Here is a 13,773-nt window from a genome sequence, read left to right on the forward strand (position 1 = left end):
TCCGATTCTATGACGTTGTTCGAAGTTGGGCTCAACTCCTTCGGGGAGGTCGCCACCGATGGCGGACGAGTGCTCTCCGACGCCGAGACCGTGCGGCTGATCGTCGAGGAGGCGAAGCTCGCCGAGGCGGCCGGGCTCGACGTGTTCAGCCTGGGCGAGCACTACCGGGAAGGGCACACCGACTCGGCCACACCCGTGCTCCTGGCCGCGATCGCCACGGCCACCGAACGCATCGCGCTCGGCACCTCGGTGACCGTCCTGAGCACCAACGATCCGGTGCGCCTCTACAACGAGTTCTCCACCCTCGACGCGGTGTCCGGCGGCCGGGCCCGCATCGTGCTCGGCCGTGCGTCGGCGACCGAGTCGTTCCCGCTCTTCGGGTACGACCTCGCCGACTACGAGCGGCTGTTCGAGGAGAAGCTCGACCTGTTCCTGCGGCTCGAACGGGAGGAGGAGGTGACCTGGTCGGGCACGGTCCGCAGCCCGCTCGTCCGGCAGACTCTGCGCCCGCGCATGCGCCCGGGAGGCATCCCCACCTGGATCGGCGTGGGCGGCAGCCCGGGTTCGGTGCTCCGCGCCGCCCGCCACGGACTGCCGCTCATGATGGCGATCATCGGCGGACGTCCCCAGCGGTTCGCGGGCAACGTCGACCTCTACCTCACCGCGCTGGAGCGGTTCGGCCGGCCCGCGCAGCCGATCGGGCAGCACTCGCTGGGCCTGGTCGCCGACACCGACGAGGAGGCCAGGGAGACCTGGTGGCCTCACTGGAAGCGCGTCGTCGAGGCCCTCGCCGCCGAACGCGGCTTCTACGCGCCCACCCGGGAGCGGTACGAGGCCGAACTCGACCAGGGCGCGCTCTACGTCGGCTCCCCCGAGACCGTCGCCAGAAAGATCGCCCAAACCGCCCGTGACCTGCGGCTGAGCCGTTTCGACCTCAAGTACGACATCATGCACCTCCCCCGCGAGGCCCGCGCCCGCACGATCGACCTGCTCGGCCGCGAGGTCGCCCCCCGTGTCCGTGAACTACTCACCCCGAGAAGAAGAAGCGCATGACCGACATCACCTTTGGGCTCGACACCTTCGGCGACGTGCCGCAGGACGACGCCGGCATCCCCGTCTCCCACGCCGCGGCGATCCGCCAGGTCCTCGACGAGGCGGTGCTCGCCGACGAGCTGGGGGTCGACGTGATCGCCCTGGGCGAGCACCACCGGCCCGAATACTCGATCTCCTCGCCGGAGACCGTGCTGGCCGGCATCGCGACCCGCACCTCCCGCATCCGCCTGGCCTCCGGCGTGACCGTGCTGAGCTCCGACGACCCCGTCCGGGTGTTCCAGCGCTTCGCGACCGTCGACGCGCTGTCGAACGGCCGGGCCGAGGTGATCCTCGGACGCGGCTCCTTCACCGAGTCGTTCCCGCTGTTCGGCTACGACCTGGCCGACTACGACGTGCTGTTCGAGGAGAAGATCGAGCTGTTCGCCAAGCTCCTGGAGGAGAAGCCGGTAACCTGGAGCGGCACCGTCCGCGCCCCGCTCGACAACGCCGACGTCTACCCCAAGACCGAGTCGGGCCGCCTCACCACCTGGGTCGGCGTCGGCGGCTCGCCCCAATCGGTCATCCGCACCGCCCACTACGGCCTGCCGCTGATGCTCGCCATCATCGGCGGCGCCCCCGACCGGTTCGCCCCCTACATCGACCTCTACAAGCGGGCCGCCGACCAGTTCGGCACGACGGCCCACCCGGTGGGCATGCACTCGCCCGGCTTCGTCGCCGACACCGACGAAGAGGCCGCCGAGGGGTTCTGGCCGGGCTACAAGACGATGCGCGACCGCATCGGCGCCACCCGCGGCTGGCCGCCGATCCGCCGATCGGAGTACGACTCGGAGATCGCGCACGGCTCCCTGTACATCGGCTCGCCCGAGACGGTGGCCCGCAAGATCGCCGGAGCGGTCCGGACACTCGGGGTCGCCCGCTTCGACCTCATCTACAGCGTGGGCCCGCAGCCGGTCAGCGCCCGGCTCAAGGCTGTCGAGCTGTACGGCGCCAAGGTCATCCCCATGGTCCGCGACCTGCTGAGCGAGCGGTCATGACCACCATCGGCATCCTCGGCGCGGGCAAGGTCGGCACCGTCCTTGCCCGCCTGGCGCTGGCGGCCGGATACCGCGTGCTCATCGCGGGCTCCGGCGCGCCCGAGCGCATCGCGCTCATCGTCGAGGTGATCACCCCCGGCGCGGTCGCGGTGACCTCCGCGCAGGCGGCGGCGCGGTCGGACGTGACGGTGCTGGCCCTGCCGCTCGGGAAGTACCGCACCGTCCCGGCGGAGGAACTGCGGGGCAAGCTCGTGATCGACGCGATGAACTACTGGTGGGAGGTGGACGGCGTCCGCGACGACCTGACCGACCCGCGCACCTCCTCCAGCGAGATCGTCCAGGAGTTCCTGCCGGGCTCGCGGGTCGTGAAGGCCTTCAACCACATGGGCTACCACGACCTGGAAGACGGCGCCCTGCCCGCCGGCGCCCCCGGCCGCCGGGCGATCGGCATCGCCGGTGACGGAGACCTCTCGGCCGTCTCTTCGATCGTGGACGCACTGGGCTTCGACCCCGTGCTCGCCGGACCGCTGGCCGAGGGGGTGCGGATGGAACCGGGAACCGAGCCGTTCGGCGCGAACGTCGAGGCCGCCGAACTGCGCGCCATGCTGGCCCGGTTCCCGGAATCAGAACGTGGCCGCGCGGTGCTTCAGGCACGCGGCCACGCTCTTACGGCCGGTGAGGCCGCCGGTCACCAGGCGGACGCGCCGCCGTCGAGGGCGTAGTTCGCGCCGGTGATGTAGGCCGCCCGGTCGGAGGCGAGGAAGACCACCAGCTCCACGATCTCCTCCGGCCGGGCGAACCGCTTGAGCATCGTCTTACGGGTGATCGCGTCGCGTGCCGCCTGGTCGTCGCCCAGATCCCGGTCGCTGGCCGGAGTCAGGACGGGCCCGGGGCTGACCGTCACCGCGCGGATGCCGTGGCGGGCCCCTTCCAGCGCGAGCTGCCGGGTCATCCCGATGATCCCGGCGTTCGCCGCGCTGTGCGCGACCATCGGGGGCACCTCCCCGGCGATCATGCCGGCCATGGACGCGATGTTGACGATGACCCCGCCGCCCCGATCGACCAGATGCGGCCAGGCGAACTTCGACACGAAGAAGGGGATGTCGAGTTCGCCCGTGATGGTCGCCCGCCAGTCCTCGACGGAGAACCCCGGCAGCGGGCCGAAGCGCGGCATGGCCGCGTTGTTGTAGACGACGTCGAGCCCGCCGTAGGCCGCGACGGCCTCCTCGACGACCCGCCGCGCCTGGTCGGGGTCGGTGAGATCGATCGGCGCGACGCCCGTCATCTCACCCCCGGCCCGGCGGACGAGCTCGACCGTCTCGTCGTTGGCCGCGACCTGGATGTCGCACCCGACGACCTTCGCCCCCTCCCGGGCGAAGGCCAGCGCCGCGACCCGCCCCTGTCCTCCGGCGGTGCCGGTGATCAGCACGATCTTCCCGTCCAGTGATCCCATGGAGTCCTCCGTTGTCGATATTTGCTTCGTCAAGGAAGGATAGTACTTGCTTCGTGAAGGAAGTACTATGGACCCATGAGGCCGCTCTCCCCTGACGAAGACGCGCTGGTCCGCGCCCTGCCGCGCCTGATGTACGCGCTGCCCCGCGCGATCGACGCCGACATGGTGCGCGAACAGCGACTGCCGCTCATCGAGTGGACCGCCCTGATGCGCCTGTCGGAGGCCCCACAGGGTCGGATGCGCATGGGCGAACTCGCCCTCGCCTGCGAACTGTCGCTGAGCGGCCTGACCCGCATCGCCACCGTCCTGCAGAAACAGGGCCTGATCGAACGGGTCAGGAGCGACGACGACGCCCGGGGCTGGAACGCCGTCATCACCGACGCGGGCCTGGCCCGCCTGGAACGCGCCTGGCCGAGCAACCTGGCCAGCCTGCGCCGCCACCTGCTCGACCACCTCGACGGCATCGACGTCGCCGGCCTGGCCCGCGCGATCCAGAACGTCGCGCAGAGCGACTGACAGGGCGACTGAGCCCCATCGACCGGAAATGTTCGCCATCATGAAGGCAACGGGAGGGGACAGGTTGACCCTGGGGGTTCCGGCCGCGGACAGCACGGCCGACACACTGAGTTATCCGCCGGGAGCGTTGGTGATCCTGACCGGGCTACCGGGCGCCGGGAAGACCACGCTGCTCCGCCGGCTCTATTCCCTGCGCGGCGACGAGGAGCAGCCGGTCGACCGGCACGGCCTGACCGTCATCGACAGCTACCAGTCGCGGCTGCGCTGGGCGGTCAAACTGGCGTGGGCGCCCAAACCGCTGCGGACCGCCGTCGTGTGGCTCACGCACATGTCCCGCATCTTCCGGGCGATGCGCACCGGCCCGGTGATCGCGCACAACCGGGGCTGCGCCGTCCCGATCCTCTACGTCCTGTCGTGGCTGGCCGTCAGCCGCGGCACCCGGTTGCACCTGTTGCTGCTCGACACCCCGGCCGACCTGGCGATGGCCGGGCAGCAGACCCGGGGACGGGTGGTGCCGAAGGCCGCCTTCGGCCGGCACATCCGCAGGTGGGGGCGGCTTCTCGGCCGCGTACAGGAGGGAGATCCCGCGCCCGCCGTCACGGCGCACGTGCTGACGCGGGCCCAGGCCGACCGGCTCAAAGAGGTTCGGTTCGACCGTTGACGACCTCCAGGTAGTGGCGGTTGTACATGATGCCCAGCACGTTGTCGAACGGGTCGGTGACCGCCGCGGTGACGAACCCGTCGCCGCGCTCGGTCACCGGCATGACGACCACGGCCCCCAGTTCCACCAGCCGGTCGAGGGTCTTCTCCACGTCGGCCACCGCCCAGTGCACGACCGCGCCCCCCGGGCCCTCGCCCAGGTCGTCGGGGGCGTAGCGGCGGTCGGCGATGCCCAGCTCGGTCTGGTAGTCGCCGACGCGGAACTCGACGTAGCCGGGAACCTCGAAGTAGGGCTCCATCCCGAGCACCTCGGTGTACCAGCTCTTCGCCGCGGGCAGATCAGCGGCCCAGTACATGATCGTGGCCGGTCCTCGAAGCACGCGCGTCTCCTTCAGCTGGAAGTCCAGGCCCGCACGGTCGCCTCGGCGATCATCTCGATCCGGCGCCCGTAGGCCTCATGGCCGTCGGACACAAAACTCCCATCGATCACGGGCAGCCCGCTGAAGGATGCGCTGAAATGCCCGGGAACGGTCTGCGGGAGCGGAGCGTATTTCTCGAACGGCGCCATGTCGTAGCTCCGGCGCGCCTTGTGCCCGTTGCGGGCGATCTGGTGCGCCTGGACGCGGAGCATGGCGTCCAGGCCCTGGTCGAGGAGGAGCTGCAGCCAGCGGAACTGGACGTCGAGATACTGCGCGTGGCCGTCGCCGGGGTGCTGCAGCAGATAGGCGCAGACGACCGGGTTGTGCCAGCGATACATGACGGGATCGGCCTGCTCCTCGGCCAGGATGGCGTAGTAGTGGTCGGCACACTCACCCAGTGGCCCCGATGCCGCCCCGCACACACACGTCATGGCCGCGATGATAGGCGAGGGCTGACCGGCCATGTTGTCACGGCTGATCCGGCCCCGACATGGGGGCAGACCCTCCTGAACCTCTAGGGACGGCACCGCTGAGCAGGGCGGTCCGGTTTCCCTAGCTTTGAGCCATGAACACTTTTGGACGATCTGCAAGCGCCCTGGCCGCGACCGCGCTGTTAGCTCTGGGCGTCCTCGCGACCCCCGCCGCCGCCAAGGCCGCCCCGGTGATCGCCGGGACGTGCAGCGAGGGGACCGGCAACCAACTCCTCTACACGGCCGAGCCCGGTGTCGCCAACGACCTCACCATCACCCAGGACGGGGCCATCCTCCGGCTGGAGGACGAGGGCGGCACGATCAAGGGCTGCACCGCCGAGAGCCCGACCACCGTGGTGACCAAGCTCCCCACCAGAATCAAGATCGTGGCCGGTGACCAGGACGACGTCGTCGTCGTCAACATTCCCGCCCAGCCGGGGCCGAAGGTGGTCATCTTCGGCGGCGACGGCGATGACGAACTGCGCGGCAGTGCCAACACCGACGACCTGCGCGGGGGCAAGGGCGACGACAACCTGCGCGGCAACGGCGGCGACGACACCCTCCGGGGCGACGCGGGCGAAGACGAACTGCGCGGGGGCGCCGGGGTCGACGAACTGAACGGCGGGACGGGCGGCGACGACCTGAGCGGTGGCGCGGGGGTCGACGAGCTCAACGGCGGCAGCGGCGACGACGAGCTGCGTGGTGACGCCGACGCCGACGAGCTCAACGGCGGAACGGGCGCGGACGAACTGAACGGCGGCGCCGGCATCGACTCCTGCAACGGCGGCCCCGGCGCCGACACCACGACGAAGTGCGAATAGCTACCTGACGGTGGCGGTGCCCCGCGCGTGGAACGACCACGGGGTGCGGACCGGCGGGAAGTTGTATCGCCGCAGGTCGTCGATGGTGAACCCGGCCCTCTCCACGGCCGCGACGATGTCACGCGAGGTGTGGCAGCCGCCCGCGAGAGGGGGCCAGACGGTGGCGTCGAGGGCGCGCTGGATGCGTACAAGACCAGCGGAATCGGCCCTCCCGTGCTCCAGGAACCTGATCTGCCCACCCGGTTTCAGCACCCTGCGGGCTTCGGCGAGGGCCCCGTCGATGTCCGGAACCGTGCACAGGACCAGGCAGAACACGACGCTGTCCACCCCGGCGTCAGGGGCGGGGAGCTTCCCGGCCGACGCACCGCTGACCTCCACCGAGACCGGCGCCCTGGCCGCCGCCTCGGCGGCGAGATTGCGCAGCTTGGGCTCGGGCTCCACCGCCAGGACCCGGATGACGGTCGGCGGGTAGTGCGCGAAGTTCGCACCGTCGCCCGCGCCGACCTCGAGAACGTGGCCGGCCAGCCCGGCCAGCAGGGTACGGCGATGCTCGGTCATGCCACGGCTGTCGAGGGTCCGGCGCATTTTGGGCCACATGCGGGCGAAGAGCGAGGTCACCTTTTCATCATGGCCTCTCAGTGGGCGCGTGGACGGCGTCGCGGCACGAGGGGGCGCGGCCGGTTGGCGCTCGGAACCGGAGGGCCGGGGGGACGGCGGGCGGTGCAGGGTGGGCGGAGCCGTAACGGGAAGGAAGTGTCTTTTAGGCGTGGTTGAGCCGGGCCGCCTGGGCGGTCAGGTAGTGGCGCTCCGGCTCGTTGGGGGTTCGGGCGGCGGCCGCGCGGTAGTTGGCGGCGGCGGCCTCGGGGTCGCCGAGCATTTCGAGTAGGTGGCCGCGGACCGCGTCGAGCCGGTGGTGGCCGGGCAGCCGCTCCCCCAGCGGCGTCAGCAGATCGAGGCCGGCCTGCGGGCCGTGCACCATGGCGGTGGCGACGGCCAGGTTCAGGCTCACCATCGGGTTCCCGGTGAGCCGTTCCAGCAGGCCGTAGAGGCCGAGGATCTGCGGCCAGTCGGTGTCGGCGGCGCGTTCGGCGCTGTCGTGCAGGGCGGCGATCGCGGCCTGGAGCTGGTATTCGCCGACCATGCCGCCCGACATCGCGGTCGCGGTGAGGCGCACGCCCTCGGCGATCGCCGCCCGGTTCCAGCGGGCACGGTCCTGGCCGGCCAGCGGGATCAGCTCGCCGAACTCGCCGGTGCGGGCCGGGCGGCGGGCGTCGTTGAGCAGCATCAGAGCCAGCAGCCCGGTGACCTCGCCGTGCTCGGGCAGCATCGCGTGCACCAGCCTGGTCACCCGGATCGCCTCGCGGGACAGGTCCGTGCGGTGCAGATCGGCGCCCGCGCTGCTGGCGTAACCCTCGTTGAACAGCAGATACAGCACGTGCAGGACCGACCCCAGCCGCGACCCGAACTCCTCGGGATCGGGCATCCGCAGCCCGGTGACCTTGATCTTCTGCTTGGCCCGGCTGATCCGCTGCGCCATCGTCGCCTCCGGCACCAGGAACGCCGCCGCGATCTCCGCCGTGGTCAGCCCGGCGACCGCGCGAAGCGTCAGCGCGATCGACGAGGCGGGCGTGAGCGCCGGATGGCAGCACGTGACCAGCAACACCAGCGTGTCGTCACGCTGCACCGGCTCGGCGCCGGGCACCTCGCGCAGCGCGACGGACTCCTCCCGCCGCCGCCGCGCCGTCTCACTTCGGTACTGGTCGGTCAGCCGTCGTACGGCGGTCTGGATGAGCCACCCGCGCGGGTTGCCCGGCAGCCCCTCCCCCGGCCAGTGCAGCGCGGCCGCCAGCAGCGCCTCCTGCACGGCGTCCTCGGCCGCGCCGAAATCGCCGTAACTCCGCACGACCGCGCCGAGGACCTGCGGCGCCAGCTCGCGCAGCAGGTCCTCGATGCGATCAGAGGTCATCGCTCGGCATGGCCACCATGACCTGGCGAACCTCGATCCGCTGCCGCAACGGCACACCCCGCGGCCCCGGCGCCGCCGACACCAGCGCGGCGATCTCGACCGCCCGCTCCTCCGACTCGACGTCGACCATCTGATATCCGGCCAGCACCTCCTTGACCTCGGTGTACGGCCCGTCGGTGATGACCTGGCCGGCCGGTCCGCCGGCCGTCACGACCTTGACCATGTCGGGCCCGGTGAGCGCCTGCACCTCCACCAGTTCGCCGTTGTCGATCAGGTCCTGGTTGAGTTTGCGCAGGTAGTCGAGATGGGCGTGCATGTCGGCCGGGTCCCAGGTGGCCATCGGTCCGACTCCGAGATCGTCGTCGTACTTGCACAGCAGCATGTACTTGGCCATCTGTTCTTCCTCAGCTTCCCTGCTGGTGCGCCAGCATCAGGTCTTCGACGGCTTTGGGGAGGGTGGTCTCGAAGTCCAGCAGTTTCGCCCAGTCGGGCTCGATGGTGATGATGGCCATCTGGTCGTAGAGTGCCCGAACCCCCTGCTCCCAGCCCTCGAAGTGCACGTCAGGTACCACTTTCCTGGACGCTTCGATGTAGGGCTCCGGCACGCCGTCGACGAGCTCGACCCGTGCCTCGCCCCGGATCATGAGAACCCTGGGCGGCCACGCGTCCTGGGTGTCGATGGTGAGGGCGACCCTGGGATTGTGCCGCAGCGCCCTGACCTTCGCCGATTTCGGCACGGTGGCCATGACCACGTGCTCGCCGGTCCACCAGAAACCGATCGGGATGGCCCGGGGCGCACCGTCGATGCCGACATAGGCCAGCCGGGCGGGGATCGAGGATCCCAGCAGCTCCCGAGAGATCGGCTTGGCGAGCACCTCGGCGACGTCCTGACGATCCATGCTTGTCTTCCTCCTTGGCTGAGCGCCTTCAAGAGTTAGACGGAGCCGATCGCGGGTTCTCTACATGTCGCCACGAAGCTTTCAGGGGAATCGGCAGCGCCCGCACTGACTCACGGCGCCCCGCTGGTGCGAGGAGGGCGCCGTGAGCTGGATGCCGGTGCTGTCCAGCCGCATTCAAGAGGACGCCGGACTCAGGCCGAGGGAGGGCTCGCGCTGCCGGGCTCATGCTGCTGGAGCTCGGCGTTGATACGCAGCGCCTCGGCGAGCTGGTCTTCCAGGATGATGATGCGGCAGGCGGATTCCAGAGCGGTGCCCTGGTCGACCAGTTCGCGGGCCCGGGCGGCCAGCCTCAGCTGGTAGCGGGAGTAGCGGCGATGGCCGCCCTCCGAACGCTGCGGTTCGATCAGCTTGGCGGCGCCCAGGTTGCGCAGGAACGCCGCGGTGACACCGAGGATCTCGGCGGCCCGGCCCATGCTGTAGGCGGGGTAGTCCTCATCGTCGAACCGGCGATCGGAGCGGTCACTCGACGTGGCGGGGCCTCCATCAGCCCCTGCGGTATCGGCCCGTGGGGCCTTGTCGGCGTCGGCGCGGAGCGCGGGCTGTGCGCCGCCCGACGATGGCTGTGCTTGATCCATACAACCTTCCTGACATCCTTCACGAAATGCCAACAGGGCCCCGGCGCCATGATGCGCCGGGGCCAACGAGGTTCAACACCATCTATCGGCCCTGAGGCCGATCCGTTTTTTCCGCACTGGCCGTCCGATGGGGACGGGGGTGCGGGGATCGCAAATACTTGACCGTAGACCACCTTCCAATCCGTGGGACTGCGGTACCCGTCTGGCGAACATCAGCCGACGACGGGCGATCCTGATGGCGTTCAACACTCCTTTCGCTGTTTGCTGGCCTTACCACTTCGACTGCACACATCGCTGCCTGGGCAGCGTCTCCGTCCACGGCCGGGACCCCTTGCCTACTACTTGGTCCTGGCGCGTCCGACGTCATCTCATTTGTCACTGTGGCAGCGCGTCCACGGCTGGGGCCCTTTCACTGCTCGGCCCTGGCACGTCCGACCTTCTGCCCCTCTTCACTGCGTCGTCTTTTCGTTCCAGCTATCCGCGCTCGTCCGGACAGTTCGTCGTGATGCCTACGTCCTGCTCTGTCCTCGCGGATCCGTTCCTTGCGATGTCAGGAACTCTACCCCCACCCTCGACGGATGTCTACATCGGCCACTACAGATTTTCGGTGGCGGGAACGCGAGGGAATCCTTATGGCTGGTGGCAGCTAGAACAACGGCTTCGTCGGCCAGCTCGTACCGGGGTGGAGAAGCAGTCGGCCGACGACGCCGAGCTTTCAGCGAAGTACCAGGTAGCTGGTTCCATTCGTCCAGGCGCCGCCCGACTCGTAGCCCAGCTCTTGCAGCAGGTGCTCCCGGGCGATCCCGGTGTGCAGTACGAAGCTCTATAAGTCGTACCGACCCCTATGACGTCGGCGGTTCCTGAGCGGCGGACCGCAACTCGGCCGCGACCGCCCGTTCCCGCAAAACCGCCGCTTCTGTACGAGCAGACTCCAACTCCCCCCGCAGATCCGCCAGCCGAGCCCGTTCCAGCGCAAGCTCGGCCCGAACCGTGGCGAGCGTCTCCTGCCCGGCCGTGCGTTCGGCCCGAAGTTGGACCACCTCGGCCTGAGCCGAATCCGCAGCGGCCTTCAAACCCGCCGCCTCGCCCTGACAGATGTTCAGCGCCGCGGCCAGCGTCTCCCGCTCGGCCTGCGCCTTGGCCGCCGTCTGCTCCGCTTTCGCCAGCAACCCCGTGAGCCGACCGGCTTCGGTCTTCGCCTCGGCAGCGACCGTGGCAGCCTCGGCCCTGGCCTGATCGGCGACCTCCGCCCGGCTGGTGGCGCGATCACGTTCGGATTCGGCCGCGTCAGCACGGGCCGTCGCCGCCGCAGTCTCCTTCTCCGCGGTGGCCAGGTCCTTCCGAGCTTCCTGTACGTCTTTCTGCGCGGCCGCAGCCCTCGCCTCAGCGCGCCGGGCCTTCTTCTCAGCCTCCGTGACGCCGGCACGAGCCTCCTGCGTCTCGGCCTCCGCGTGGTCCCGGCGCGATTCAGCCTGCTCAGCGCGCCGCCGCGCCTCATCAGCGGCCTGCTTGGCAACCCGTTCAGTGGCCGCCGCCTCACGGAGCGCGGCGAGCGCCTGCTCGCGAGCGCTCTCAGCGTCACTGAACGCGGTGTCGCGTTCGGCTTCGGCCTCCTCGGCCCGCCGCTGAGCCTGCTGAGCGTTCTGGCGAGCGTCTTCAGTGGCCCCCTGCGCCAGACGTACCTGCTCAAAGGCTTGCTCCCGCTCCGCACGAGCAACAGCGACACGGGTATGCGCCTCAGCCTGCACCGCACTGAGCCGCGCCTCGACGCCGGCCGGGGAGAGCTCATCGGCGAGCACGAGCGCCAGCGGCGCGATCGCGGCGGCCAGGCCCTTCTCCATGCGCTCGTAGAGCTCCTCGGCCCGAGCGAGTGAACCGTCGAGGCCGGGGGTAGCGCGGCGCAGCTCTCGCGATTTTTTGGCGGCGACCTGACAGTCGCTCTCCGGACAGTACTCCTTCGGGCGGCCCCTGCCTTGCCGTAGCTCCAGGGATCTGCCGCAGTGCTTGCACGTCACGAAGATCACCCTAGCATTTTCGATTTTCCAGAAACAGAAATTCAATAATGAAGATCTGTTGTGTCGTGGGGTTAGATGATCTTCCAACATAATCCTCGTTATGAGGGACGCGTCACTGTGACTGTGACTCTGCGGATTTCTGACCTGAGGATTCAGTGGATTTCGTCACCCCTGCGCGTTGTTTCTGTAGAGCGCCGAGTTTTTGTCACCGGAAACGCAGCGTTTCTGTCATCGAACGCAGAGTTTTTGTCACCAGACGCAGAGTTGATGTCACCACGAAGCCGGGGCTGAGCGGGGCTCCCGCGACCGTCCGGGCTCCTGTTTTCGCAGGTCACGGGCCGACGCTGCACATCGCGTTCTCCCCTGCCCAGACGTAGCCCAGCACCTGCGGGGAGCGTCGCGATGACCGGGACCAGCACGTCGGCGGCGTAGGCGACCGTTGGCGGTGAGCGCAGAGTTTCTGTCACCGAACGCAGAGTTTTTGTCACCAGACGCAGAGTTGATGTCACCACGAAGCCGGGGCTGAGCGGGGCTCCCGCGACCGTCCGGGCTCCTGTTTTCGCAGGTCAGAGGCCGACGTTGCGCATGGCGTTGTCGCGCCAGCGATCCACCGCGCGGATGTAGCCCAGCACCACCGGGGAGGTGGGCGACCAGCGGCCGTGCGCGGCTATGACCGAGACGGGCACTCCGGCGGCGTAGGCCACGGTCGCCCCGCCGGCGCGCAGGCTGTGCGCGGTCACCGCCTCGGCGTTGGAGGGCAGCGATTGTGTAGACCAGCCAAGCATGGTGATTTCCCAGTGTGATCCCGACCAGCAGCCCGACCGCGGGGGCAACCACCAGCGCGACCGCAGGTCCTTCCACACCCCAGATTGTGAGCCCGTCTACTAGCTCACCAACGAATCCAACCATGAGCGCGAACACGAGGCCGACCACGAGCGAGAGCGTTGTGACTCGCAGGCGGGTCAAGGTTCTATCGGCTTTCCAGCTTGTCAGGGGTGTGGTTGCGGCTGTGAAAGACACGGGCTGTTCCGCCCAGCTGATTACCCCGGCTGTGAGTCCGACCACGAGCCAAACGACAAGCTGGGACAGGAATCCGAGCACGAACTCGTTCACGACCAGTTCCGCGAGACTGCCCCCAAACTCGCCTAGAAGGCCGCTGAAGATCTTGTGTTCTGGCCTCGTTCTTTCTGGACGGAGGCCAGAGTGGTTGACATGCAGGGTGAGTGGGCCGGAGACCTCATCGGGCCGGATGTGTGGCAGACCTGCCGGGAGTTGATCCCGGCCGGGAGCGTGTTCGCGTTCCTGGCCGAGCATCGTCAGGCGCTGTTTCCCGCGGAGATGTTCGCGGACATGTATCCCTCGCGCAACGGACGTCCGAGCATGCCGCCCGACATCTTGGCGGCCGCGGTGGTGCTGCAGACCTTGCAAGGGCTATCGGACGTCGACACCGTGCAGGCATTGCGGTGTGACCTGCGGTGGAAGGCCGCCTGCGGGCTGGGACTGTATGACAGCGCGTTCGATCCGTCGCTGCTGACCTATTTCCGGCGGCGGCTGGCCCGCTCCAACAGGTCGGATCGGATCTTTGAAGCCGTCGGTGAGGTGGTCGCGGCGACCGGAGTACTCAAGGGCAGGCAGCGGCGGGCGCTGGATTCGGCGGTCCTGGATGACGCGGTGGCCACCCAGGACACCGTCACCCAGTTGATCGCCGCGATCCGCCGGGTGATCCGTCACGTGCCCGGCGCCGCGCAGGTCGCGGCCGAACTCTGCGCCGCTCATGACTACGCCGATCCGGGCAAGCCGCGCATCGCCTGGGATGACGGGCAGGCCCGGGC

17 protein-coding genes are annotated in these 13,773 nt (G+C 69.2%); 7 read left to right on the top strand and 10 right to left on the bottom strand.

The window, feature by feature from the left end; all coding sequences use genetic code 11:
• Positions 1–9: 9 nt before the first annotated feature.
• The 3 genes from AW272_RS27690 to AW272_RS27700 are packed head-to-tail and all read left to right on the top strand — an operon-like array spanning position 10 to position 2,809.
• Positions 10–1,053 (top strand): LLM class flavin-dependent oxidoreductase, encoded by a 1,044-nt coding sequence (locus AW272_RS27690; RefSeq protein ID WP_066371072.1) that lies wholly within the window; start codon positions 10–12, stop codon positions 1,051–1,053.
• Positions 1,050–2,087 (top strand): LLM class flavin-dependent oxidoreductase, encoded by a 1,038-nt coding sequence (locus AW272_RS27695; RefSeq protein WP_066371074.1) that lies wholly within the window; start codon positions 1,050–1,052, stop codon positions 2,085–2,087. The genes AW272_RS27690 and AW272_RS27695 overlap by 4 nt, the downstream gene beginning before the upstream one ends.
• On the top strand, positions 2,084–2,809 hold the full coding sequence (locus AW272_RS27700) for an NADPH-dependent F420 reductase (RefSeq protein WP_083958725.1): 726 nt from the start codon (positions 2,084–2,086) through the stop codon (positions 2,807–2,809). Before AW272_RS27695 ends, AW272_RS27700 begins: the two co-directional genes overlap by 4 nt.
• On the opposite strand, the gene AW272_RS27705 is transcribed toward AW272_RS27700, so the two are convergent.
• On the bottom strand, positions 2,776–3,540 hold the full coding sequence (locus tag AW272_RS27705; RefSeq protein ID WP_066371077.1) for an SDR family NAD(P)-dependent oxidoreductase: 765 nt from the start codon (positions 3,538–3,540) through the stop codon (positions 2,776–2,778). The genes AW272_RS27700 and AW272_RS27705 overlap by 34 nt on opposite strands.
• A 75-nt stretch (positions 3,541–3,615) precedes the next feature.
• Here AW272_RS27705 and AW272_RS27710 point away from each other — a divergent pair, with 75 nt between their 5' ends.
• Together AW272_RS27710 and AW272_RS27715 are read left to right on the top strand one after the other, a co-directional pair.
• The gene (locus AW272_RS27710; RefSeq protein ID WP_066371080.1) at positions 3,616–4,056 is read left to right on the top strand and encodes a MarR family winged helix-turn-helix transcriptional regulator; all 441 of its coding nucleotides are present in this window, start codon (positions 3,616–3,618) and stop codon (positions 4,054–4,056) included.
• A 40-nt stretch (positions 4,057–4,096) separates the two neighbouring features.
• Positions 4,097–4,717: an ATP-binding protein gene (locus AW272_RS27715; protein ID WP_066371183.1), complete on the top strand. Its 621-nt coding sequence runs from the start codon at positions 4,097–4,099 to the stop codon at positions 4,715–4,717.
• Here AW272_RS27715 and AW272_RS27720 read toward each other — a convergent pair.
• Together AW272_RS27720 and AW272_RS27725 are read right to left on the bottom strand one after the other, a co-directional pair.
• The gene (locus tag AW272_RS27720) at positions 4,692–5,096 is read right to left on the bottom strand and encodes a VOC family protein (RefSeq protein WP_157518822.1); all 405 of its coding nucleotides are present in this window, start codon (positions 5,094–5,096) and stop codon (positions 4,692–4,694) included. The two genes, AW272_RS27715 and AW272_RS27720, sit on opposite strands and share 26 nt — an antisense overlap.
• 11 nt (positions 5,097–5,107) lie before the next feature.
• On the bottom strand, positions 5,108–5,566 hold the full coding sequence (locus AW272_RS27725) for a DUF5946 family protein (RefSeq protein WP_157518823.1): 459 nt from the start codon (positions 5,564–5,566) through the stop codon (positions 5,108–5,110).
• A 134-nt stretch (positions 5,567–5,700) separates the two neighbouring features.
• Between AW272_RS27725 and AW272_RS27730 the strand changes: the two genes are divergently transcribed.
• Complete coding sequence (locus AW272_RS27730; protein WP_157518824.1) at positions 5,701–6,426, top strand: calcium-binding protein; 726 nt, start codon at positions 5,701–5,703, stop codon at positions 6,424–6,426.
• Here AW272_RS27730 and AW272_RS27735 read toward each other — a convergent pair whose 3' ends face one another.
• The 7 genes from AW272_RS27735 to AW272_RS27765 all read right to left on the bottom strand — a co-directional run bounded on the left by AW272_RS27735 (position 6,427) and on the right by AW272_RS27765 (position 12,726).
• Positions 6,427–7,044, bottom strand: a complete 618-nt coding sequence (locus AW272_RS27735; RefSeq protein ID WP_218011096.1) for a class I SAM-dependent methyltransferase — start codon at positions 7,042–7,044, stop codon at positions 6,427–6,429.
• A gap of 142 nt (positions 7,045–7,186) precedes the next feature.
• Positions 7,187–8,392, bottom strand: a complete 1,206-nt coding sequence (locus tag AW272_RS27740; protein ID WP_066371085.1) for an RNA polymerase sigma factor — start codon at positions 8,390–8,392, stop codon at positions 7,187–7,189.
• A complete protein-coding gene (locus AW272_RS27745) occupies positions 8,382–8,786 on the bottom strand; it encodes a YciI family protein (RefSeq protein WP_066371086.1) in 405 nt (134 codons plus the stop codon). Before AW272_RS27745 ends, AW272_RS27740 begins: the two co-directional genes overlap by 11 nt.
• A gap of 10 nt (positions 8,787–8,796) precedes the next feature.
• The gene (locus AW272_RS27750; protein WP_066371088.1) at positions 8,797–9,291 is read right to left on the bottom strand and encodes a pyridoxamine 5'-phosphate oxidase family protein; all 495 of its coding nucleotides are present in this window, start codon (positions 9,289–9,291) and stop codon (positions 8,797–8,799) included.
• A 191-nt stretch (positions 9,292–9,482) separates the two neighbouring features.
• A complete protein-coding gene (locus AW272_RS46330) occupies positions 9,483–9,764 on the bottom strand; it encodes a helix-turn-helix domain-containing protein (RefSeq protein ID WP_066371090.1) in 282 nt (93 codons plus the stop codon).
• 1,004 nt (positions 9,765–10,768) lie between these two features.
• The gene (locus AW272_RS27760) at positions 10,769–11,950 is read right to left on the bottom strand and encodes a coiled-coil domain-containing protein (RefSeq protein ID WP_245657746.1); all 1,182 of its coding nucleotides are present in this window, start codon (positions 11,948–11,950) and stop codon (positions 10,769–10,771) included.
• A gap of 557 nt (positions 11,951–12,507) precedes the next feature.
• Positions 12,508–12,726, bottom strand: a complete 219-nt coding sequence (locus AW272_RS27765; protein WP_066371096.1) for a site-specific integrase — start codon at positions 12,724–12,726, stop codon at positions 12,508–12,510.
• 427 nt (positions 12,727–13,153) lie between these two features.
• Here AW272_RS27765 and AW272_RS27770 point away from each other — a divergent pair.
• Positions 13,154–13,773: transposase (locus AW272_RS27770; RefSeq protein WP_169807645.1), on the top strand; the 620-nt coding region annotated here is incomplete at its 3' end.

This window comes from Herbidospora mongoliensis (assembly GCF_001570545.1).
In the GTDB taxonomy this organism is placed as follows: Bacteria; Actinomycetota; Actinomycetes; order Streptosporangiales; family Streptosporangiaceae; genus Herbidospora; species Herbidospora mongoliensis.